The 21,968-nt window shown below is 72.4% G+C and carries 22 protein-coding genes; 15 read left to right on the forward strand and 7 right to left on the reverse strand.

Annotated features, from left to right (window positions below):
- Window positions 1-108: 108 nt before the first annotated feature.
- Complete coding sequence (locus tag AAFF41_RS38070) at window positions 109-903, forward strand: RNA polymerase sigma factor SigF (protein WP_319749573.1); 795 nt, start codon at window positions 109-111, stop codon at window positions 901-903.
- Window positions 904-905: 2 nt separating this feature from the next.
- Here the strand turns inward: AAFF41_RS38070 and AAFF41_RS38075 are convergent, their stop codons facing one another.
- Complete coding sequence (locus AAFF41_RS38075; RefSeq protein WP_319749572.1) at window positions 906-2,033, reverse strand: PAS domain-containing protein; 1,128 nt, start codon at window positions 2,031-2,033, stop codon at window positions 906-908.
- A 111-nt stretch (window positions 2,034-2,144) separates the two neighbouring features.
- Here AAFF41_RS38075 and AAFF41_RS38080 point away from each other — a divergent pair, with 111 nt between their 5' ends.
- The 4 genes from AAFF41_RS38080 (at window position 2,145) to AAFF41_RS38095 (ending at window position 6,715) form a co-directional block, all read left to right on the forward strand.
- The gene (locus AAFF41_RS38080) at window positions 2,145-2,924 is read left to right on the forward strand and encodes an ANTAR domain-containing response regulator (RefSeq protein ID WP_319749571.1); all 780 of its coding nucleotides are present in this window, start codon (window positions 2,145-2,147) and stop codon (window positions 2,922-2,924) included.
- Window positions 2,925-3,091: 167 nt separating this feature from the next.
- Complete coding sequence (locus tag AAFF41_RS38085) at window positions 3,092-4,234, forward strand: hypothetical protein (RefSeq protein ID WP_343325384.1); 1,143 nt, start codon at window positions 3,092-3,094, stop codon at window positions 4,232-4,234.
- A 94-nt stretch (window positions 4,235-4,328) separates the two neighbouring features.
- Window positions 4,329-5,576, forward strand: a complete 1,248-nt coding sequence (locus tag AAFF41_RS38090) for an aminotransferase class I/II-fold pyridoxal phosphate-dependent enzyme (RefSeq protein ID WP_319749570.1) — start codon at window positions 4,329-4,331, stop codon at window positions 5,574-5,576.
- Window positions 5,573-6,715 carry an MBL fold metallo-hydrolase gene (locus AAFF41_RS38095; protein WP_343325385.1) on the forward strand — a complete coding sequence of 381 codons (1,143 nt, stop codon included), beginning with the start codon at window positions 5,573-5,575 and terminating at the stop codon, window positions 6,713-6,715. Before AAFF41_RS38090 ends, AAFF41_RS38095 begins: the two co-directional genes overlap by 4 nt.
- A 76-nt stretch (window positions 6,716-6,791) precedes the next feature.
- On the opposite strand, the gene AAFF41_RS38100 is transcribed toward AAFF41_RS38095, so the two are convergent.
- Entirely contained in the window at window positions 6,792-7,466 is a 675-nt protein-coding gene (locus tag AAFF41_RS38100; protein WP_319749693.1) for a DedA family protein, read from the reverse strand.
- 14 nt (window positions 7,467-7,480) lie between these two features.
- Entirely contained in the window at window positions 7,481-8,254 is a 774-nt protein-coding gene (locus tag AAFF41_RS38105; protein WP_319749568.1) for an MBL fold metallo-hydrolase, read from the reverse strand.
- An 85-nt stretch (window positions 8,255-8,339) separates the two neighbouring features.
- Between AAFF41_RS38105 and AAFF41_RS38110 the strand changes: the two genes are divergently transcribed.
- The 6 genes from AAFF41_RS38110 to dnaK all read left to right on the forward strand — a co-directional run bounded on the left by AAFF41_RS38110 (window position 8,340) and on the right by dnaK (window position 16,474).
- Window positions 8,340-8,774, forward strand: coding sequence for a hypothetical protein (locus tag AAFF41_RS38110; protein WP_054236669.1), 435 nt, complete (start codon window positions 8,340-8,342; stop codon window positions 8,772-8,774).
- An 88-nt stretch (window positions 8,775-8,862) separates the two neighbouring features.
- Window positions 8,863-10,947 (forward strand): phage holin family protein, encoded by a 2,085-nt coding sequence (locus tag AAFF41_RS38115; protein WP_343325386.1) that lies wholly within the window; start codon window positions 8,863-8,865, stop codon window positions 10,945-10,947.
- A gap of 124 nt (window positions 10,948-11,071) precedes the next feature.
- Window positions 11,072-12,133, forward strand: coding sequence for an ATP-binding protein (locus tag AAFF41_RS38120; protein ID WP_054236668.1), 1,062 nt, complete (start codon window positions 11,072-11,074; stop codon window positions 12,131-12,133).
- Entirely contained in the window at window positions 12,130-13,941 is a 1,812-nt protein-coding gene (locus AAFF41_RS38125) for a vWA domain-containing protein (RefSeq protein WP_319749566.1), read from the forward strand. The genes AAFF41_RS38120 and AAFF41_RS38125 overlap by 4 nt, the downstream gene beginning before the upstream one ends.
- Before the next feature lie 108 nt (window positions 13,942-14,049).
- Window positions 14,050-14,475: an OsmC family protein gene (locus AAFF41_RS38130; protein ID WP_060901013.1), complete on the forward strand. Its 426-nt coding sequence runs from the start codon at window positions 14,050-14,052 to the stop codon at window positions 14,473-14,475.
- Window positions 14,476-14,605: 130 nt separating this feature from the next.
- On the forward strand, window positions 14,606-16,474 hold the full coding sequence (gene dnaK, locus AAFF41_RS38135) for a molecular chaperone DnaK (protein ID WP_319749565.1): 1,869 nt from the start codon (window positions 14,606-14,608) through the stop codon (window positions 16,472-16,474).
- Window positions 16,475-16,550: 76 nt separating this feature from the next.
- On the opposite strand, the gene AAFF41_RS38140 is transcribed toward dnaK, so the two are convergent.
- A complete protein-coding gene (locus tag AAFF41_RS38140; RefSeq protein WP_319749564.1) occupies window positions 16,551-17,417 on the reverse strand; it encodes a helix-turn-helix domain-containing protein in 867 nt (288 codons plus the stop codon).
- Window positions 17,418-17,472: 55 nt separating this feature from the next.
- Complete coding sequence (locus AAFF41_RS38145; protein ID WP_343325387.1) at window positions 17,473-18,324, reverse strand: helix-turn-helix domain-containing protein; 852 nt, start codon at window positions 18,322-18,324, stop codon at window positions 17,473-17,475.
- A 211-nt stretch (window positions 18,325-18,535) separates the two neighbouring features.
- Between AAFF41_RS38145 and AAFF41_RS38150 the strand changes: the two genes are divergently transcribed.
- Both AAFF41_RS38150 and AAFF41_RS38155 read left to right on the forward strand, forming a co-directional pair.
- Window positions 18,536-18,841 (forward strand): 4a-hydroxytetrahydrobiopterin dehydratase, encoded by a 306-nt coding sequence (locus tag AAFF41_RS38150; protein WP_054236663.1) that lies wholly within the window; start codon window positions 18,536-18,538, stop codon window positions 18,839-18,841.
- Between the two features lie 5 nt (window positions 18,842-18,846).
- A complete protein-coding gene (locus AAFF41_RS38155) occupies window positions 18,847-19,605 on the forward strand; it encodes a class I SAM-dependent methyltransferase (RefSeq protein WP_319749562.1) in 759 nt (252 codons plus the stop codon).
- Here AAFF41_RS38155 and AAFF41_RS38160 read toward each other — a convergent pair.
- Both AAFF41_RS38160 and AAFF41_RS38165 read right to left on the reverse strand, forming a co-directional pair.
- Window positions 19,574-20,044, reverse strand: a complete 471-nt coding sequence (locus AAFF41_RS38160) for a hypothetical protein (RefSeq protein ID WP_343325388.1) — start codon at window positions 20,042-20,044, stop codon at window positions 19,574-19,576. The genes AAFF41_RS38155 and AAFF41_RS38160 overlap by 32 nt on opposite strands.
- Complete coding sequence (locus AAFF41_RS38165) at window positions 20,041-20,493, reverse strand: hypothetical protein (RefSeq protein WP_211119084.1); 453 nt, start codon at window positions 20,491-20,493, stop codon at window positions 20,041-20,043. The genes AAFF41_RS38160 and AAFF41_RS38165 overlap by 4 nt, the downstream gene beginning before the upstream one ends.
- A gap of 130 nt (window positions 20,494-20,623) precedes the next feature.
- On the opposite strand from AAFF41_RS38165, the gene AAFF41_RS38170 reads away from it, so the two are divergent.
- Together AAFF41_RS38170 and AAFF41_RS38175 are read left to right on the forward strand one after the other, a co-directional pair.
- Window positions 20,624-21,568 carry a helix-turn-helix transcriptional regulator gene (locus AAFF41_RS38170; RefSeq protein ID WP_319749560.1) on the forward strand — a complete coding sequence of 315 codons (945 nt, stop codon included), beginning with the start codon at window positions 20,624-20,626 and terminating at the stop codon, window positions 21,566-21,568.
- A gap of 98 nt (window positions 21,569-21,666) precedes the next feature.
- The gene (locus tag AAFF41_RS38175; protein WP_319749559.1) at window positions 21,667-21,942 is read left to right on the forward strand and encodes a hypothetical protein; all 276 of its coding nucleotides are present in this window, start codon (window positions 21,667-21,669) and stop codon (window positions 21,940-21,942) included.
- Window positions 21,943-21,968: the final 26 nt, after the last annotated feature.

Below are 21,968 nucleotides of genomic sequence, written 5' to 3' on the forward strand. Positions count from 1 at the left end.
TCCGTGGGAGCGGGGAAGTCCTCGCCACGGGTGTGCCGTTCGACGCACCCGTGCGCTCCCACGGTGACCGTCCAACCCAAGGCACCTGTAAGGGAGTTGCGACGCACCATGCGAAACCAAGTGAGCGCGAAACGCCATCCGCACGACGACGCCCCCGACACCACGGAGGCATTCCGCAGGCTCGCCTCGCTCCCTCCGGGCCGGCAGCACGACACGCTCCGCGAGCAGATCGTCGAGGCCTGGCTGCCGATGGCCAACCGGCTCGCGGGCCGGTTCCGCAACCGCGGTGAGAGCCTGGAGGACCTGCGCCAGGTCGCGGCGCTCGGCCTGGTCAAGGCCGTCGACCGGTACGACCCCGAGCTCGGCAACGCCTTCGAGAGCTACGCCGTGCCGACCGTCACCGGCGAGATCAAGCGGCACTTCCGCGACCACATGTGGACCCTGCACGTGCCGCGCCGCGTCCAGGACCTGCGCAACCGTGTGCGGTTCGCCGTCCAGGAACTCTCGGGGACCATCTCGGGCCGCAGGCCCACCGTCTCCGAGATCGCCGAGCACGCCGGGATGAGCGAGGAGGACGTCCGGGCCGGCCTGGAGGCCCTGGAGAGCTTCACCGCGCTCTCCCTGGACGCCCAGGTCTCCGGCAGCGACGACGGCTACTCGCTCAGCGACGCCCTCGGCTCGGCCGACCCCGCGCTCGACATCGTCATCGACCGCGAGGCCGTCAAGCCCCGGTTGCAGGCCCTGCCCGAGCGTGAACGCACCATCCTCTACATGCGGTTCTTCGGCGACATGACGCAGAGCCGGATCGCCGACGAACTCGGGATCTCGCAGATGCACGTGTCGCGGCTGATCAGCCGGTGCTGCCACCGGCTGCGCGACCAGGTGATGCGCGACGCGGCGTAGCCCTACCGGGGCGCGCCCATCGCCAGGGCCAGGTGGCGGGACATCATGTCCATCGCCTGGGCCTCCGCCATCGAGAACGCCCGGCGGGCGCCGCAGCGGAACAGGGTCAGCACGCCTCGTACGGGGCCGGGTGCGGTGGTCAGGGGCACGCACAGCAGCGACGTCACGTTCGCGCGTACGAGGATCGGGGCGCCCGAGGCGTCACGGCCGAAGGCGTCCGGATCCTCGGGGCGCACCGGCAGCGCCGTGGATCCGTCACGGGCCGCCTCGACGACGAGCGGACACGCGACGGGATCCTGTGCGGCCACGCCCCGGGCCCCCGCCACGCTGTCGGAGGGAGCCAGCACCGTCGTACGGGACAGCCGCGCCGCTCCCGCCACGTCGGCCACCACCCAGTCGGCGAACCGCCCGTGCAGCACCCCGGCCGCCCGCTCCAGTACCCCGGCCGGATCGCCGACCGGACCGCTGAGCAGCGCCGTGGTCACGGCGTCCACCAGGTCCATCAGCGCCGCGTGCCGGGTCGTCTCGGTCAGGGTCGGTACCGGGCCCGGCACGCTCTCGGGGGACGGCAGCCGGCTGTCCGCGGGCTGCAGGACGACGAGGACGGCGGTGCGGGGTTCGCCGCTGGGCCGCAGCGCGGTGAGTGTCGCCCGTACCGGCACCGCGGGCTGCTGCTGGAGGTGCACGGTGAGACTGCGGTCGCCCTCGCCGCGTGCCACCGCCGCCGCCTGCGAGCGGAACGCGGCACGGTCGGCGTGCGCGAGGAAACCGGTGAGCGGCCGGCCCGTGGCGTAGCCGGCCCGTACGCCGGTGAACGAGGATGCCGCGAAGTTCAGCCTGCGCACCACCGTCTCGCGGTCCACCAGCGCGACAGGCACCGGCACCCGCTGGAAGAGCGCCTTGAGGAGCTGTTGCTCCTGGCGGTCGACCGAGGCGACGCCGGACGGGCCCGTCGAGGACAGACTCTCGTACCGGGGCCACAACTGGCCCGCCACGTGGTCGAGTTCGAAGATCGCCGCGTCGAGCACCGTCGGCAGGTCGTCGACCGGTACCGATCGAGCCGCCTTGAGCTCCGCCACGCGGCGCACGAAATCCGCGAGTTCTTCACCGAATTCGTCCGTCTGCGCCATCCGATGAACGTAACCCGAAGGATTGGTTCCGGGTGTGGCGGGGGTGTAAACCGCCCGGCCTGTTTTCCGCGCAGGTGAGTGGGAAGGCGCGGAGGGAGGAGGGGGTGAACCATGCTGGATGCGGGGCGACTTGAGCAACGCGGTCAAAACGATCGGCGCGGTCAACGCGGTGAAGGCGGTCGAGGCGGTCAACTCGGCGACCTGGGAGCGCGCTCGCCGGAACCCACGCTTCCAGGGAGGCGGCTGTCGGAGCTCGCCGAGCAGGCCGCCCGCTGCACCACCGACTGCTGCGGCGCCAGCTGCATGGTCTCCGAGGGCGGCCCGGAACGCCCCGCCGCGGTCACCCACCCCGACCTCGCCGCACTTGTCTCGGTCCAACTCCGCTCCGGAGACGGTCCGATCCCCGCCGCGCTGGAACGCGGTGAGCCCGTCGACTCGGCGGACCTGCTGCGCGAGGAGCGCTGGCCGGCGTACCGCGCGATGGCCCTCGACTCGGGTGTCCGCTCCAGCGTCACGATTCCCTTCCGGCGTTCCGGGCTGACCGTGACCCTCAGCCTCTACAGTTTCCGGCCCGGCGCCCTGGAGGACGCCCCGCGCGGACCCGCCGGCGCGCTCGGCGACCTCGCCGTCACCTGCCTGGTCCGTGACCGCTCCTACCGGGCCGCGCTCACCGAGCTCGACCAGCTCGGCGCCGCGCTGCGCACCCGGCCCGTCGTCGACCAGGCGTGCGGGATCGTCATGCACGTACTGGGCTGCGACGCGGACGCGGCCTTCGGCGTGCTGCGCCGCGTCTCGCAGGCGACCCAGCGCAAACTGTCCGACGTGGCCTCGGCCGTCGTGGACAAACGTGGACGCGGCCTGGAACGGGAGCTCGTCTCCCTGTCGAACTGACCCGCTCGGCGGAGCCGCCGCTGCCACCCGCGTCACCCGCTCGGCCGTCCGTGTCGCGCGAATGGGGTCCGGCCGCGCGCGCCCCGCGCCCGCGCGGGCTGTGATGGGGTGGGGGGCGCGACGGCCGTGCCCCCTTCAGACAGTGTCTGTCCGAAGGAGCCCTTCCCATGTGCCGTACCGTCCGTGTCCTGTCCGCCACCGCCCTGGCCTGTGCCGCCCTGGGGGCGGCCGCCACGGCCGCGTCCGCGGATCCGGGCGCGGAGGTCGATCCCCGTTCCGTGGGCCCCGGTGGTCTCCTCTCCATCTCCGTCACCTGCGACGCGATCGGCGGCACCGCGCCCGAGTCCATCGACGCGCACTCCCAGGGCTTCGAGGGAGGCAAGGCCCAGCTGCACCGGGTCACCGGCGGCGACGAGAAGACGGGCGGCCACACGTCGTACCGCGGGACGGCCCGTATCCCGGCGGGTGGGACTTCCGACGCTGGATCCGGTGGATCCGGACTGGTCGGTGGTTCCGGAGCGGTTGGTGGTTCCGGAGCGGTCGGTGGTTCCGGAGCGGTCGATGGGTTCGGAGGGGTCGATGGGTCCGAAGTGGTATCCGGGGCCGGCGAGCAGTTCAACGGCGATTCCGTCGCCGGGGACCGTGAGGCCCAATGGGGCGTCAGCGGCGTGTGTCCCGTCGCGCCAGGTGTCCAGGAGCGGCCGTGGAACGCCTCGTACACCGTGTCCCGCGGCGCCGGCACCGGGACCGGCGTCAGCACCGGTACGGGTATCGGCACCGGTACGGGCACAAGTGCCGGGCGTGACACGGCTACGGGACGCGAGACCGGTGCGCCTCGTGACACGGGTGCGCCTCATGGCACCGGTACGACGCACGACACCGGTACGGGGCGTGACACGGGCGCGGGTCATGACACCGGTGCGACGCACGACACGGGTGCGACGCACGACACCGGTACGGGCCGTGACACGAGTACGGGTCGCGACACGGGTGCGGGCCGTGACACGGGTGCGGGCCGTGACACGGGTACGGGTCGCGACACCGGCGCGACGCACGACACCGGCGCGGCTCATGACACGGGCGCCGGGCGCGAGACCGGTGCGGCTCACGACACCGGCACCGGGCGTGACACCGGCACCGGGCACGACACCGAGGAGCGCCCCACCGGTGCCCAGTACGGAGTGCAGGGCGGCGAGGGCGGCACCTTCACCGATTCCGTCCCGGCCCTGATCACCGGCGGCGTCCTGATCGTGGGCGCGCTGGGCGCGGCCGTCCACCGGTTGCGCCAGAAGGGCTCCTCCCACCGCTGACGCGGTGACGGGCGCAACCCGGCCGGGCGCCCATGGCGCGGCGGGAGCCTGGGTAACGACAGGGCACGGCACCACGGACTGCACGGAGGCACGTATGCGGCGGACGGTTCCGGAAGGACATGGTCCGCTCCGCTACGGGCCGCCCCTTCCCGATCAGGGCCTGCCGGTACTGGCCGAGCTGCGCGCCGTGCTCGCCGACGCGGCGGGCCACGCCCACGCCGAGCCCTCCGGCGGCGGCCCCGCGCTTCTCGACGCCGCCTGCGGCTACTGGACCCGGCGGGGCCTGGCCGCCGACCGCGACCGGGTGGTCGCCGCCCCCGGCGCCCCCGCGCTGCTCCTCGCGCTGACCGGCGCACTCGGCGGCGACGTCCTGGTGCCGCGCCCGTGCGCCGCCTGGTGGGCACCGCAGGTCCGCCTCCTGGGCCGGTCCGTGTTCCACGCGGCGACGCCCGCGGAGTGCGGTGGCCTGCCGGATCCGTACGCACTCCTGGAGACCGTCCGCCGGGTCCGCGCCGAGGGCGGCGACCCTCGCCTGCTCGTGCTCTCCGTCGCCGACGACCCCACCGCCACCGTCGCACCGCCCGAGGTGGTGCACGAGACCGTGGAGGCCGCGGTGGGCGAGGGACTGCACGTGGTCAGCGACGAGACCTGGCGCGACACCCTGCACCGGCCGCAGGACACCGTGCTGCTGAGCCCCGCCGAGATGCTCCCCGGCGAGGTCACCGTGCTGACGGACCTCGCGGGAGCCTTCCTGCCGCAGGGCTGGCCGGCCGCCGTCGCCCGCTTCCCGGACACCGACGAGGGCCTTCGGCTGCGCGCCCGCGTCCTCGACGTGCTCACCGTGCTCGGCGCCCGGGTCGCCGAACCGGTCGCGGCGGCGGCCGCGTACGCGCTCGGCGAGCCGGACGCGGTCACCGAGCGGCTGACCGCCGCCGTACGCCTGCACGCGCGCGTGGCTCTCGCCGCGCACCGCGCGGTGATCGGGTCGGGGGCCCTCGCACGGCCGCCGCGGGCCGGCCGACATCTGTACGTGGATCTCGGCCCGTTGAGCTCCGCGCTGACCGCCCTCGGCGTCGGGGACGCACAGGAACTGGAGGACTTCCTCACCGCCCGGCTCGGCATGCCCGCGCCGGGCGGCCACCGCTTCGGGGACGACCTCGAGGCGCTGCGCGTGCGGTTGGAGACCGGACCGCTGCTCGGCGCCACCGACGAGGAGCGGGCGGAATGCCTCAGTTCACCCTCACCGTTGGAACTGCCACAGGTGCAACGCGCGTTGACCCTCCTGGGGTCGGCGTTCGACGATCTCCGTGACGACGCTCAGCGATGGGAGCCTCCTCGATGACGCAGCAGTCCCACTCGACCACGAGCACGAGTACGTCCCCGAGCACGTCCATATCCACGAGCACGTCCGTGTCCACGAACGCGCGGGACGCCGAGGAGCCGGCGTCCCGCATGGCCCCGACGGTGGGGCGTTCCTCACCGGCCGTCCCACTCCGTCCGCTCGTCGAGCCCCCACCTCTCGCCGCACCCCGTCCGCTCGGTGAGCGCCGTGTGTGGCCGCGGTCGTTCGTCGACCGGCTGACCGCGCCGCTGCCGGGACTGCGGGCCTTCGCGCGGTTCGCCCGCGAGGGGGCGCTGCGCCCGGGGCCCGCGGCGCTCGCCGACATTCCACTGCTGCCCTTCGAACCGGGGCCGCTGCCGAGGGTGGGCACCCGGACCGTCGCCGTCTCCTGGGCGGGGCACGCGAGTTGGGTGATCCGCATCGGTGGGCTGACCGTCCTCACCGACCCGGTCTGGTCCCGCAAGATCCTCGGCACCCCGGCCCGGATCACCCCGGTCGGCGTGGCCTGGAGCGCGCTGCCGCGCGTCGACGCGGTCGTCATCAGCCACAACCACTACGACCATCTGGACGCGCCGACGCTGCGCCGACTCCCGCGCGACACACCGGTGTTCGTGCCGGCCGGACTCGGGCGCTGGTTCCGGCGCCGCCGGTTCACCCGGGTCACCGAGCTGGACTGGTGGGAGGCGGTCGAACTCGACGGCGTGCGCTTCGACTTCGTCCCCGCGCACCACTGGTCCAAGCGCGGTCTCACCGACACCTGCCGCACGCTGTGGGGCGGCTGGGTGCTGACGGCGCCCGAAGGACAGCGGGTCTACTTCGCGGGGGACACGGGGTACGGGCACTGGTTCGCGGCCATCGGGCAGCGGTACCCGGGGATAGACCTGGCCCTGCTTCCCATCGGGGCGTACGACCCCCGGTGGTGGTTGAGTGACGTCCACTGCGACCCGGAAGAGGCTGTTCGGGCCGCTGTCGACCTGGGGGCTCGGCGGATGGCGCCGATGCACTGGGGGACGTTCGTGCTGTCCGCGGAGCCCGTGCTGGAGCCGTTGACCCGGGTGAAGGCGGCCTGGGAGCGGGTGGGGTTGGAGCGGGGGAATCTGTGGGATCTGGCGGTGGGGGGTTCTCGGGTCCTGGGGTGATGGCGGTGGTGGGGTGCCTGCGGGTGGGCCGTGGTTGCTCGCGCAGTTCCTCGCGCCCCGTCCCGGGGCGCTGCTTCTATCGCGGCGCGGTTCTGCGGACCCTCCGCCACACCCCCGGCGCCGCACTGATCGCCAGGGTGAGTACGACCGCCGCCACGACGCCCTCCCACGGCTCGTCGAAGAGGGAGCCGCCGAGGATGCCGATGACCTGGTAGGTGGCCGCCCAGGCGAGGCAGGCGGGGATGTCGCCGCGGGCGAAGGTGCGCAGGGGCATCTTCGCCAGCAGGCAGGCGAGCATCACCGGTATGCGGCCCGCCGGGACGAGGCGGGACAGGACGAGGACGGCGACGCCGTGGTCGTCCAGTTTCTCCTGGGCCTGGGTGAGGCGGTCCTCCGGGGCGCGCACCCGGATCGCCTCCAGCCAGCGCGAGCCGTTCTTGGACCCCATGCCACGTCGGCCGAGCCAGTAGAGCGCCACGTCACCGAGGAACGCCGCGAGCGAGCCCACCACGAAGACCAGCAGCAGGGCGAACGGCGCGGTCTCGTGAAAGGCCACCACGGCCGCCGAACTGACCAGCGCACCCGTCGGCACCACCGGGACCAGCGCGCCGATCAGCACCAGCACGAACAGCGACGGATAGCCGATCGCCTGCCGCGTGCTCTCCGGTGACACGGCCGCCCCCGTGGCGGACAGGAGCAGGGCGGGAGCGGTGCTCTTGACGGACAGGAATATGGCGGGGCTCGTGCCCATGGCGGTCAGAGGCGTCACCGCGCGACCTCCGGGCGCACGCTCTCGCCGTGTTCGAGCCGGTGCACCGCCACCTCGGGCGCACGCTCCCCAGCCAGGCGCACGAACTCATCACCCGGCGCATGGAATTCATGGGGGCGCACGCTGTCCATCCCGATGGGCCAGTACGTGCCGTAGTGCACCGGCACCGCGCTCCTCGGCATCAGCCGGGCCAGCGCCTCGGCGGCCCGCCCCGCGTCCAGGTGTCCCTCCCCGAGGAACGGGCCCCACCCGCCGACCGGCAGCAGCGCCACGTCGACCGGCCCGACCTCCTCGGCCATCGACTCGAACAGCCCGGTGTCCCCGGCGAAATACGTCCGCGCCTCGCCCTCCACCACAAAGCCCAGCGCGGGGGAGCGGTGCGGTCCGACCGGCAGTCGCCGCCCGTCGTGCCGCGCCGACACCGTACGTACGACCAGGTCACCGACCTCGGTCAGGTCCCCGGGCGCCACCTCGACGAACCGCAGATGGTCCAGCCTGCGCAGCGCGGGCACCACGCGCGGCGCGCCCTTCGGCACCAGTACCGGCGTGCCCGGCGCGAGCCGCTGCAACGAGGGCAGATGGAGATGGTCGGCGTGCAGATGCGAGACCAGAGCCACGTCCGCGACCGCCGCCTCGGGAGGGGGCGGCGCCCCGCGCCTGCGCCGCAGGTGCGCGAGCCGGCGCGCGAAGAGCGGATCGGTGAGGACGCGTGTGCCGGAGTCCTCCAGCGTGCAAGTGGCGTGCCCCCACCAGGTGATCTCCACCGGCACTTCTTTGCCTCCTCCGTGCGACTCCCCCCGAGCCTACGTGCAGGAGTAGGGTCGGCGGCGAAACCCGGAGGTGAGGGGGGACGCCATGGGACACGCGCGCAGCGCCTCCGCAGTGCCGACCTTGGTCCGCGTCACGGCCATCGCGAGCCTGACGCCCCTGGAGGAGCTCGACGCGGACCCCTTCCTCGTGGACTCCCGCAGCCAGTACGCGATGTGCGCCCGCTGGGCCGCCGAGCGCGGTTACGTCGTCACCCGCGAGCTCCTCGTCCGCGGTCTGCGCCCCGACCACCGCACCCTGTGGGCGGACGTCGAGGCGGGCCTCGTGGACCTGTTCGTCGCACCGAGCCACCGCGTCCTGGAGCGCGCCCTCGCCTCCGTGGACGAGTTCACCGCCGAGTGCGCCCGCCGCGGCGTACGGATCGAGACGGTCGGGTGCGCGGAACCGTCGTACGACGCCCAGATGAAGGCCCGGGTCCACCGCCGCCTGTCGATGCCGACCGCGGGCTACGACGGCCGCTGAGGGGGACACCGGGGGCCGCTCGACCGTTGTGACAGGGTGGGAGCAGGCCTCGCACACCGGGCGGGCCGGGACGTGAGGTGGACAGGGCGTGGGCGGAGGGGGGTGGCGGCGACTTCTCAGCGGAGTGTGGCGGAGCATCGCGGTGTGGGCCGTGTCCACGGTCACCATGCTCGTCCTCGCCGGTGTGCTGCCCGACTTCCAGCTGGAGTCCGGCAACGGCGACAGCGCCACCCGGATCGCCGTCACCGCCGGGGTCGGCGCGGCCGTCTTCGGTCTGCTCTCCTCGCTCGTGTGGCCCCTGCTCGTACGGGCACTGCTCCTGGTGCCCGCCCTCGTGCTCGGTCTGCTCGTCTTCTTCCTGAACGGGTCCTTGCTGCTCATAGCCCTGCGCATCAACCCCTCCGGGCAGGGCGAGGCCGCGCCCGAGACCGCCGTGGTCGTCGCCGCCGTGATGTCCGCGGTCGCCTCGGCCACCGGGGGTGCCCTCGCCGTCCGTGACGACGACGCCTACCGGCGCAGGCTCTACCGGCTCGCCGACCGGCGCCGCGGGCGCGGCGACGGGCGGGCCTGGCCCTCGACCCCCGGCGCCGTCTTCCTCCAGCTCGACGGCGTCGGCCACGACGTGCTGCGGGAAGCGGTCGGCAAGGGGCTGATGCCCACCGTCGCACAGTGGCTCGACGGCTCCGGGGAGGGCGGCTGCCCCACCCACCGGCTCACCCCGTGGCGCACCGACTGGTCCAGCCAGACCGGCGCCAGCCAGCTCGGCATCCTGCACGGCAGCAACCACGACGTGCCGGCCTTCCGCTGGTACGAGAAGGACACGCACGAGGTCATGGTGTGCAACCGGCCCTCCAGCGCCGCCGAACTCCAGCGCCGGGCCATCGAGCACACCGGCGACGGAGGCCTGCTCACCGTCGACGGCGCCAGCCGCGGCAACCTCTTCAGCGGCGGCGCCGACCAGCTGGCTCTGGTGCTGTCCATGGCCGCGCGAAGGGGCCGGGAGAACCGTTCCCGCTCCGGCTACTTCGCCTACTTCAGCGACCCCGCCAACGCCGTCCGTACGGCCATGTCCTTCGTCGCCGAGGTGCTGCGCGAGATGGGCCAGTCCACGGCGGCCCGGATGAAGAAGCGGCGGCCCCGGGTCAAGCGCGGCGGGCTGTACCCCTTCGTGCGCGCCTTCGCGACCGTCGTCGAGCGGGACGTCGTCGTCGCCGCGGTGATCGGCGACATGCTAGCCGGGCGCAACGTGGTCTACGCGGACCTGGTGGCGTACGACGAGGTGGCCCACCACTCCGGTCCGCGCAGCCGGGACGCCGAGAAGGTCCTGGAGCGCCTCGACCGGTCCCTCGCCCTGGTGGCCAAGGTCGCCGAACACGCCCCGCGGCCCTACCGGATCGTGGTGCTGTCGGACCACGGCCAGAGCCCCGGCGAGACCTTCCTGACCCGCTACGGCCTCAGCCTCGGCAACCTGGTCCGGGCCGGCTGCGGCCTGCCCGTGCCGCGCAAGGCGCAGCGCACCCACAGCGGCACCGAGGCGCGGGCGGCGGTGCGGGCCGCGCTGCGCAGACCCGTCGAGGAGCGCGGCGAGCGTCACCGTCCCTCGCGTCGCTCCGAGCCCATCGTGCTGGCCTCCGGCAACCTCGGCCTGGTCTCCTTCCCCGACGTGCCGCACCGGATGAGCCGGGAGGAGATCGACCGCCGTCACCCCGCGCTGCTGTCCACCCTCGCCAACCAACCCGGCGTCGGCTTCGTGCTGGTCCGCAGCGAGGAGTACGGCGGGCTCGTGCTGGGCGCGAACGGCGCGGAGGTGCCGGTCGACAAGCTCGACGACGCACGCCCGGGTCCGCTCGCCGACTTCGGCCCCGGCGCCGCCGACGCCGTACGACGTACGCACTCCTTCCCGCACGTCGCCGACATCATGGTCAACTCCTCGTACGACCCGAAGGAGGGCGAGGTCCTCGCCTTCGAGGAGCAGATCGGCTCGCACGGCGGACTCGGCGGGGCCCAGGCACGCCCCTTCCTGCTGTCGCCGGTGGCGTTGTCCGTGCCGGTCGAGGACGACGCGGATCTCGTGGGCGCCGAGCAGGTGCATCGCGTACTGCGGCGCTGGCTGCGCGAGTGCGACGGCCCCCAGGTGCCGCTGGCGGCCACCGCGGACGAGCGCGCCGCCTGAGCCACGGCCAGGGGGCCGGGCCGGGCGGCGGAAAATGGGCTGCGGTCGGCGAGTCCCGCGCACACACTGTTCGCATGGAGCACCGCGCACCCGCGGGGCACTTGCCGACCCCCGAGGATGCTGCGTGCAGGCAGTCGTGACCGTCACCCCCGCCCGTATACCGGAACTGCTGCTCGGTCTCGCGACCGTGCGGCCGGTCTTCCTCTGGGGCGCCCCCGGCATCGGAAAGTCCTCCCTGGTGAGGGAGTTCGCCGAGTCGCTGGGACTGGAGTGCGTCAGCCTGCTCGGCACCCAGCTCGCACCCGAGGACCTGATCGGTGTCCCGCAGATCCGCGACGGGCGCTCGGTGTTCTGCCCGCCGGAGGCGATCGCCCGGGACGAGCCGTACTGCCTCTTCCTGGACGAGCTGAACGCGGCGACGCCGGATGTGCAGAAGGCGTTCTACTCGCTGATCCTGGACCGCCGCATCGGCAACTACGAGCTGCCCAAGGGCTCGATCGTGATCGGCGCGGGCAACCGCGCCACCGACAACGCGCTGGCCCGCCCGATCGCCTCCGCGCTGATCAACCGCCTCACGCACGTGCACCTGGAGGCCTCCTCCAAGGACTGGCTCGGCTGGGCCGCCGGCAACGGCATTCACCCCTGGGTCGTGGACCACCTCACCGACCGGCCCGACCACCTGTGGTCCAAGCCGCCGAAGACCGAGGAGCCGTTCTCCACGCCGCGCTCCTGGCACATGCTCTCCGACGCGCTGCACTCCTTCGGGCCGGCCCTCGACGAGCCGACCCTGAAGGTGATCGCGCACGGCACCCTGACGCCCGCGCACGCGGTCGCCTTCTGCGGCTATGTGAAGATCGTGCGCAGCCGGTTCGGCATCGAGGCGATCGTCAAGGGCGACGCCCGCTGGCCGCACCGCCCCGAGGACCGCGACCTGCTCTACTACCTCGCCGAGTCCTTCCGCGGCCGGCTCGTCAAGGAGCTGCCCGCCAGCAAGGAGCACCTCTCCGCGAGCGGACAACAGACCGCGTACCGCGCCAAGTCGCTGCTCGTGCAGCTCGCCGAGATCTCCGTGGAGGTCGCGCAGAGCGTCATCGCCCCGGACACCGACGGCAACCCCCTCCTGCCCGCCTGGTTCCTGGTCGAGGCGGCCCGGGACATGCCCCGGCTGGTCGAGGCGCGGCAGTGAGCCGTACGCCGACGCGCCGCAGCAAGGGGCAGCCGAAGAAGGACCTGGCGGCGGAGGCCTTCGCGGAGGGGATGCGGCTGGTGCGGGCCAACCGGGCGCTCGCCGCCATCGGCTTCAGCACCTGCCGCCAGGAGGACTGCCCCGACTCGCCCCGCGACGGGCTCGTCCGCGTCGACTCCAACGGCGTACTGCACGTCCACCCCACCCGCCGCGCCGAGCCCGTCGAGTGGGCCTGGGCGGTCGCGCACGCCGTCATCCACCTGGGCTTCGGCCATGTCCCGGCGGCGCCGAAGACGCGCGAGCAGCCCGACCGCCACGCCCTCGCCGCCCGCTGCGCGGTCGTCAACCGCTTCCTGCTCGGCTTCCCCATCGGCCTCACCCCCGAGGACCTGCCGCCCACCTACCCCGACGGCGACGAGGAGCAACTCGCCGCACGCTGGCGGCGCGAGGGCACTCCGGTCCCGTACGAGCGCTGCGGTACGGCCGGCGGCGAGCCGGACCAGCTGCTGGTGCCGTGGGACACCTGGAAGGGCGGCCAGGCCCCGGACTGGCAGCTCGAGTTCGCGCACGCCCTGACCCGCACCGTGGCCACGGCGATGGACATGGCCGGCGGCCGTCGCGGCTCGATGCGCGGCGGGCCCACCCGGCTGCAGCCCTGGGAGCGGGCGCTGAGCTGGTTCATCTCCTCGTACCCGCTGCTCGGCGGCATCGCGGCCGGCATCACCCTGGTCGCCGACGCCGAACTGGCCCGCGCCCACGACATCTCCGTCGCCGCCGTGAACGCGGAGGCGGGGGAGATCTACATCAACCCGCTGCATCAACTGGAGGACGAGGAATGGCGGTTCGTCCTCGCCCACGAGATGCTGCACGCCGCCCTGCGGCACGGCGACCGCTGCGGCGCCCGCGACCCGTACCTCTTCAACATCGCCGCCGACTACGTCATCAACGGCTGGCTGTGCGAGATGCAGGTCGGCACGATGCCCGAAGGACTCCTGTACGACGCCGAGTTGAAGGACCTCTCGGCGGAGGAGGTGTACGACCGGATCGCGAAGGACCTGCGCCGGATGCGCCGGCTGTCCACGCTGCGCGGCAAGGGGGCGGGTGACATCCTCGGCGCCCCGCTCGGTTCCCCGCGCGACTACGTGGACCTGGACGAGCTCTACCGGCGAGGGCTGAGCCACGGCTTCGACCTGCACCAGCAGCTGGAGCGGGGCTATTTGCCGGGCGGGCTGATCGAGGAGATCCGCGCGCTCGACCATCCGCCGCTGCCCTGGGACGCCCGCCTGGCCCGCTGGTTCGACGAGTTCGTGCCCCGCCCCGAGCCGGTACGGACGTACGCGCGCCCCTCGCGCCGTCAGGCGTCCACCCCCGACATCCCGCGCGCGGGAAGGTACTTCCCGCCCGAGGAGATCGCCCGCTGCACCTTCGGCGTCGTCCTCGACACCTCCGGCTCCATGGACCGCACGCTGCTCGGCAAGGCGCTGGGCGCCATCGCCTCGTACGCCGAGGCCCGGGACGTACCGGCCGCGCGGGTGGTGTTCTGCGACGCGGCGCCGCACGACGCGGGCTATCTTCCGGTCACCGAGATCGCCGGTCGCGTACGGGTGCACGGGCGCGGCGGTACGGTGCTGCAGCCCGGCGTCGATCTGCTGCACCGCGCGGACGACTTCCCGCCGGGCGCGCCGCTGCTGGTCATCACGGACGGCTGGTGCGACGTGCTGCGGGTGCGTCGCGAGCACGCGTATCTGATTCCGCAGGGCGCGCGGCTCCCGTTCACGGCGCGGGGACCCGTCTTCCGGGTGCGGTGATCCGTCTTCGCGGTCTCGGCGAGCCGTCATTCTGGGTGAGTCGGGCGCAGGTGTGATCGGATGGTGCGCACGGACCCCGAAAACGGGACCCCATCGAAGGGAATCATCGTGGCAACCACGCGCACCGCGCACACCGTGTGGGAAGGCAACCTGCTCGAGGGCAGCGGCGTCGTCACCTTCGACTCCTCCGGCATCGGCCAGCAGCCGGTGACGTGGGCGTCGCGGGCGCAGGACGCCAATGGTAAGACCAGCCCCGAGGAGCTGATCGCCGCCGCCCACTCCAGCTGCTTCTCCATGGCGCTGTCGCACGCCCTCGCGGGCGCGGGCACCCCGCCCACCAAGCTCGTCACCAACGCCGACGTCACCTTCCAGCCCGGCGAGGGCATCACCGGCATCCACCTGACCGTGGAGGGCACGGTGCCGGGCCTCGACAACGACGGCTTCGTCGCGGCGGCCGAGGACGCGAAGAAGAACTGCCCGGTCAGCGCGGCGCTGACCGGCACGACGATCACCCTGACGGCCAAGCTGGCCTGACGTCCGGGAGCAGAACGGCGCCGCGGTCCCCGCGCAGGGCCCGCGGCGCTGTCATGTCCGCCCCATTGACAAGAACGCACTCAAGTTTTGTGCTTGAAGGTGGGCAGCACCCTGGCGGAAGGGGACGGACATGGCACGTGCGGTCGGGATCGACCTCGGTACGACGAACTCGGTGGTGGCCCTCCTGGAAGGCGGCGACCCCACCGTCGTGACCAACGCGGAGGGTGCGCGCACCACCCCCTCCGTGGTGGCCTTCGCCAAGAACGGCGAGGTGCTCGTCGGCGAGGTCGCCAAACGGCAGGCGGTGACCAACGTGGAGCGCACCGCGCGCTCGGTCAAGCGCCACATGGGCGACGCGAGCTGGCGCTTCCCGGAGAAGGGCTCCGTCGACGGCACCCGCTACCGCGCCCAGGAACTGTCGGCGCGCGTTCTGCAGAAGCTGAAGCGGGACGCGGAGGCCTACCTCGGTGAGGACGTCACGGACGCCGTGATCACCGTGCCCGCGTACTTCGACGACGCCCAGCGCCAGGCCACCAAGGAAGCGGGCGAGATCGCGGGCCTGAAGGTGCTGCGGATCATCAACGAGCCGACGGCCGCCGCCCTCGCCTACGGCCTCGACCGGGGCGAGGAGCAGACCGTCCTCGTCTTCGACCTGGGCGGCGGCACCTTCGACGTCTCGCTCCTGGAGATCGGCGACGGCGTCATCGAGGTCAAGGCCACCAACGGCGACACCCGGCTCGGCGGCGACGACTGGGACCAGCGGATCGTCGAACACCTCGCACAGCGCTTCAAGGCCTCGTACGGCATCGATCTCGGCCACGACAAGATGGCGATGCAACGGCTGCGCGAGGGCGCCGAGAAGGCCAAGATCGAACTGTCCAGCTCCTCCGAGACCAGCGTCAACCTGCCCTACATCACCGCCACCGCCGACGGCCCCCTGCACCTCGAGGAGAAACTGACCCGCGCCCAGTTCCAGGAGTTGACCGCCGATCTGCTCGACCGCTGCAAGACCCCCTTCCACCAGGCGGTCAAGGACGCGGGCGTCAAGATCGCCGCCGTCGACCACGTCATCCTGGTCGGCGGCTCGACCCGGATGCCCGCCGTCACGGACCTGGTCAGGGAACTCACCGGCAAGGACCCGCACAAGGGCGTCAACCCGGACGAGGTCGTGGCGCTCGGCGCGGCTCTCCAGGCGGGTGTCATCAGGGGGGACGTGAAGGACGTCCTGCTCCTCGACGTCACCCCGCTGTCCCTCGGCATCGAGACCAAGGGCGGCATCATGACCAAACTCATCGAGCGCAACACCACGATCCCGACCCGCCGTTCGGAGATCTTCACCACGGCCGTGGACAACCAGCCCTCGGTCGGTATCCAGGTCTACCAGGGCGAACGCGAGATCGCCGCGTACAACAAGAAGCTCGGCGTCTTCGACCTCACCGGGCTGCCGCCCGCACCACGCGGCGTCCCGCAGATCGAGGTCGCCTTCGACATCGACGCCAACGGGATCATGCACGTCTCGGCGAAGGACCTCGCCACCGGGCGGGAACAGAAGATGACCGTCACGGGCGGCTCCGCGCTCCCCAAGAACGACATCGACCGCATGATGCGCGAGGCCGAGCAGTACGCCGAGGAGGACCGCGCGCGCCGCGAGGCCGCCGAGACCCGCAACCAGGCCGAACAACTCGTCTACCAGACCGAGAAGTTCCTCCGCGAGAACGACGAACGCATCCCCTCCGAGACGAAACCCGAGGTCGAGTCCGCTGTCGCCGACCTCAAGCGCCTCCTGGAGGACTCGGCCACCGACACCACCACCCTGCGTGGCGGCGTCGAGAATCTGGCCTCGGTGAGCCAGAAGATGGGCCAGGCCATGTACGCCCAGGCCCAGCAGACGCCCCGGGAGGAGCCGGCCGCCCAGCACACCACGGCGGCGGAGGAGGAGGGCGTGGTGGACGCCGAGATCGTGGACGACGAGAGGGAGACGAAGGGCGGCGCGGCGTAAAAAGCCTCCCGGTGAGGGGCTCTCGGCGAGCCCCTCCCTGGGAACTCCGCACCAAGAACGCCTCTCCCGGAACTTCTCAGTAGGTGTCCCGGATCTCCCGCAGGATCTCCTTGGTGCGGGGCACGGAGGCGGCGTGGGCGGACATGTGGTCCAGCACTTCCAGATGCATGGCCACCTCGGCGCGGGAGTCGAGGTAGATGGCACCGGTCAGGTACTCGCTGTAGACCATGTCGGGCAGTTCCGGCTCCGCGAAGCGGAACAGCGCGAAGGAGGTGTACGTCCCCGGATGCGGGCCGCTCGCGTACTCGGCGACCTGGACGGAGATGTCGTCGCTCTCCATCTCCCGCAGCAGCCGGTCGATCTGGTCGCGCATGACCTTGCCGCGGATGCTCACCGGACGCCGCAGAGCGGTCTCGTCCATGATCACCCAGAGGTGGGGCCGCTGCTCGCGTCCCAGCAGCAGCTGCTGCCGCGTCATGCGCAGCGTCACATGCCGCTCGATGGCCTCGGGACCCGTCTGGCCCACCGTTCCCGCCTCGAGCACGGCGCGCGCGTACTCCTCGGTCTGCAATAGCCCGGGGACGAAGTGCGGCTCGTACGAGCGGATCAGACGGGCGGCGCCCTCCAGGCTGACGTGCATGCTGAACCAGTCCGGCAGCACATCGTGGAACCGCTGCCACCAGCCCGGCTGGTTCGCCTCCTCGGCGAGCGCGACGAAGGCGGCCACCTCGTCGTCGGCCACGCCGTACGTCGTCAGCAGCACCTGGAGGTACGGGATCTTGAGGGCGACCTCGGCCATCTCCATCCTCCGCACCGTCGCCGGGGCGACACGCAGGACACGCGCGGCTTCTTCCCGCTTCAGCCCGGTGGCCTCCCGCAATTCCTGCAGCCGCCGCCCGAGCACCACTTGCCCCACGGTGGGCGCAGCCCGCCGCTCACTCACGCCACGCCCTCCCCAAGCGCCGAAGCCACCACTCAAACGGATCGGCGACGCTCCGTCAAGACACCAGTGACTGAAGGTATGTGACCGTCGCCGGATCGGCGGGCAGAAACGTCTCGATGGCCAGCTCGGCGACGGTCACGTCCATCGGGGTGTTGAAAGTGGAGATGGAGGAGATGAAGGACAGCACGCGCCCGCCGTGCTCGATCTGGAGGGGGAGCGCGAAATAGGGGACGGGCTCGACGCCACCGTCCAGTTCCCCTTCCCTTTCCCCTTCCCGTTCCTGCTCCGGTACCGGGTAGGCCGCCACCTCCGCGTGGAGCGCACGCAGTGGCTCGGAACGGTCCAGGGCGATCTGCCGTTCCATCTGCGCGAGCAGGTGGTCGCGCCACTCGCGGTGGTTGCGGATCCGTGGCGCCAGGCCCTCCGGGTGGAGGGTCAGCCGCATCGCGTTCAGCGGCGGCGTGAGCAGCGACTCGCAGACGCCCTCCAGGAGCATGGTGATGCCACGGTTGGCGGCGAGCACGGTGTACGTGGCGTCGACCACCAGCGCCGGGTAGGGCTCGTAGCCCTGGATCAGCCGCTCCATGCCCTGGCGCAGGGCGTCCATCGAGGGGTCGTCGAGGGGGGTCTCCGGGTAGTGGGGCGCGTAGCCGGCGGCCAGCAGCAGCGCGTTGCGTTCCCGTACGGGGACGTCGAGGTGCTCGGCCAGCCGCAGCACCATCTCCTCGCTCGGGCGGGAGCGGCCGGTCTCGATGAAGCTGATGTGGCGGGCCGAGGAGTCGGCCCGCAGCGCCAGTTCCAGCTGGCTGACCCGGCGCTGCTCCCGCCAGCCGCGCAGCAGCGGGCCGACGCCTTTGCCGGCAGGGGTGGTTGAGTGCCTGGTCGGGCCTGCGGCGACGATGGACATACGCCGACCGTAACCGAGGAACGCTCCCGACGTGGGCCGGGCCCTCGAACGCCGGACGGGCCGGGTTTCCAGGGGCGCGGGGAACTGCGCGACCGGCCCCCACACACCCGCAGTCGAAGACGGGTGCGCCGGAGAGCCCTGTTCGGGGGACTGTGGCAGGCTGAGAAACAGTCCCCACCGCACCCCACCGCAAGAAGAACGGAGCGAGGCCATGCCCGTCGAACCCCTGTCGCAGAAGGAGATCGAGGATCAGCTCGCGGAGCTGCCCGGCTGGTCGCTGGACGGCGACCACCTCGCCCGCTCCTACCACCTCCCCTCCCACTTCGCCGCGACCGCGATGGTCGTACACATCGCCCAGGTGCAGGAGGAGCTCGACCACCACTCCGACCTCACCCTCGGCTACAACACGATCTCCCTCACCGTGAACACCCACAGCGTCGGCGGCGCCGTCACCGAGCTCGACCTCAAGCTCGCCCGCAGGGTGGAGGCACTCGCTCCGGGACATGGCGCACACTGATCCGCATGCTGGACTACGACAAGGAAGCCGACGCATACGACGCCAGCAGGGGCGGTGAGCCCAGAGCGGCCGCCGCCGCGGACGCCGTACTCGGCCTCGTCCCCGACGATGCGCGGGCCCTGCTCGACGTCGCGTGCGGCACCGGAATCGTCACGCGCCGCCTCGCCGCCGCCCGCCCGACACTCCGGGTGACGGGCGCGGACGCCGCGCAGGGCATGGCCCGGATGGCGGCGGCACGGCTCCCGGGCGCGGTGGTCCGCGCCGACAGCCGCCGACTGCCCTTCCCCGACGCCTCGTTCGACGCCGTCACCAGCGTCTGGCTGCTCCATCTGGTCGACGGCGCCGAGGACGTCCGCGCCATCGTCGCCGAGTGCGCGCGGGTCCTGCGCCCGGGCGGCGTGTACGTCACCACCGTCGACAAGGCCGCCGCGCACGACGTGGGCAGCGACATCGACGCCGTACTCGCCTCCCGCCCGCGCCGCCCCGCCCAGGACCGCACCGAGGACGTCGAGGCGTACGCCGTCGAGCACGGCCTGGCCCCGACCGGTCGGGCTCGTTTCCCGGGCCGCGGCCAGGGCCGCAGCCCGCGCAGCACGGTGGCGGACCTGCGCCGCGGCTGGTTCACCCGGATCGCCCCGGACGACCCGCTGGTCGAGCGTTTCGTCACGCTGCTCGAAGCGTTGCCCGATCAGGAAGTCCCGCGCCCCGACCCGCAGTTCGCTCTCCGCGCGTTCAGGAAGATCCCCGCCGCGCGAACTCCATGACCCAGTTGGTCACCCACGTCTTCTCCCCGTCCACGGAGAAGGCCTGCTCCCAGCGAGCCGTGGTCGGGGAGATCCCCGACCAGACGAACCGCACCCGCACGTCCTTCCCGTCGTGCGTGTCGTCGCCGTGGAACTCGCCGCGCCCGTCGGGCCCGAACCGCCCCACCACCGGCGGAAACAGCTTCCCGCTGCGGCTCGACGACCAGTTCAGCGACCACATCCGCGCCGCCGGGTCGAAGAGCCGCAGGGTGAGCCCCTGCCAGCCCTCACCGGGCACCGTCATCTCGTCGATGTTCGCGGCGCCGTCGAACAGGCTCCAGCAGCGGTTCGTGGCCTCGAACTCCTCCCAGCCGCTGTCGGGGTCGAGGTAGTCGCTCAGACGCCGGTGGTGGACGTCCCACTCGCCGTGGAAGAAGTCGAAGTCGTGCGCGCTGCTCATGAGCGGTCTCCCGTCGTGCCCTCGGGGAGGGAGTCGGCGAGGTAGGCGTCGAGGTCGGGGGCGTCGGGCGCGAGCATGTGCCGCACCCAGGCGTCGCGTTCGTGCAGGATCGGCGGCAGCTCCCAGACGCAGCCGATCCAGGGGAGGTCGGGTGTGATGAAGTGCGTGGGGTCCCGGTCCGGGCAGCCCAGGACCGGCTGGCCCGCCGACGCGCCGCGGAAGTGCAGGACGTTGTCCCACACCCAGCTGTACGCGTTGAGGTAGGCGCCGTCGTCGCCGCCCCGGTGCAGTACGACGAAGGTCGCGGGCGGTGTGCCGTCGGGCTCCGGCAGCAGTTTCGGCAGCATCGCGTACGCCGCCGCCTCGACGTCGGGTGCGATACCGGCCGGGTCCGCGGTGACGTGGTAGCGCTTGATCCGTCGCCCCGCCACCTCGATGGGCGGCGGCACGGTCAGTAGTTTCTCCCTGAAGCCGGAGGAGTTCGGTTCGTTCCGTTCGGTCGAGGAGTTCGAGGAGTTCGGCAAGGTCGTGGAAGCCATGACGCGCACGCTAGGCGGACTTCACTGACATCCTGTGTCAGTGAAGTCCAGCCGACTCGTCTCGATCCTCCTGCTGCTCCAGACCCGCGGCCGGATGACCGCCGCGGACCTCGCCGAGGAACTCGACGTCTCGGTGCGCACGGTCTACCGGGACGTCGAGGCACTGAGCGCGGCGGGCGTTCCGCTGTACGGCGACGCGGGGCACGCCGGCGGCTACCGCCTCCTCGACGGCTACCGCACCCGTCTCACCGGCCTCACGGAGGGGGAGGCCGAAGCCCTCTTCCTCGCCGGCGTCCCCGGCCCCGCCGCCGAGTTGGGCCTCGGTCCGGTCCTGGCCGCCGCCCAGCTGAAGGTACGCGCCGCCCTCCCGCGCGAACTGCGCACGCACGCCGACCGGATCAGCGGCCGCTTCCACCTGGACGCCCCCGGCTGGTACGCGGACGCCGACGACACCCCGCACCTCCCCGCAGTCGCCGACGCCGTCTGGAACGCGCGGGTGCTGCACGTCCTGTACCGCCGCTGGCGCGAGCCCACGGATGTGCGGCGCCGCCTGGAACCGTACGGCCTGGTCCTGAAGGCGGGCCGCTGGTACGTCGTCGCGGGCCCCGGTCCGCGCACCTTCCGCGTCGACCAGATTCTCGAACTCGCCGCGACGGAGGAGGAGTTCAGCCGCCCGGAGACGTTCGACCTGGCCGCGTACTGGACGGCGTACCAACGGGAGTTCCACGACCGGCTGCGCCGCGCCGAGGCCGTGATACGGATCGCGCCGGGAACCGTTCTCACCGGCCCGGCGGCCCGGGCCGTCGAGGTCGACGGCCGTGTGGATCAGGATGGTTGGACGCGCGCCACCGTCCCCATCGAGTCCATCGACCAGGCCCACGACGCATTCCTCGGACTGGGCGCGGCGATCGAGGTGCTGGAGCCCGCCGCACTGCGGGAGCGCATCGCGCGCACGGTGGCGGCACTGGTCCGCCTGTACGCGTAGAGAGCGATTGCGCGCAGGTGTCCCAGGACGGCAACTCCTTTGCCCGCCACGGCACCTGAGGAGACAGAACCAGTCTGTCCTCCCAGGAGGCAACCATCGTGCAGCACCCGCACAGGCAGCACCGCGGACGCGCCATCGGCTCGGCCCTGGTGACCACGGCCGCCCTGATCGCCGCCGGGCTCACCGCCCTCGGCACCGGCACCGCGCAGGCGGCCACCGGCCGCCAGGTGGAGGCCCTCGACCGGGGCGTCGTCAGCGAGTGCCGGCGTCTTCTCGGGGGCGTTCCCCTTGCCGCTGCCCGGCGAAGCGGAAGCTGTCGGCTTGTCTGCCATCTCGTCGCCACCGCCACCGCATGCGGTGAGAGCGGCCAGTAGCAGGGTGGCTGCGGCTGCTGTAGCGC

This window comes from Streptomyces mirabilis (assembly GCF_039503195.1).
Lineage (GTDB): Bacteria > Actinomycetota > Actinomycetes > Streptomycetales > Streptomycetaceae > Streptomyces > Streptomyces mirabilis_D.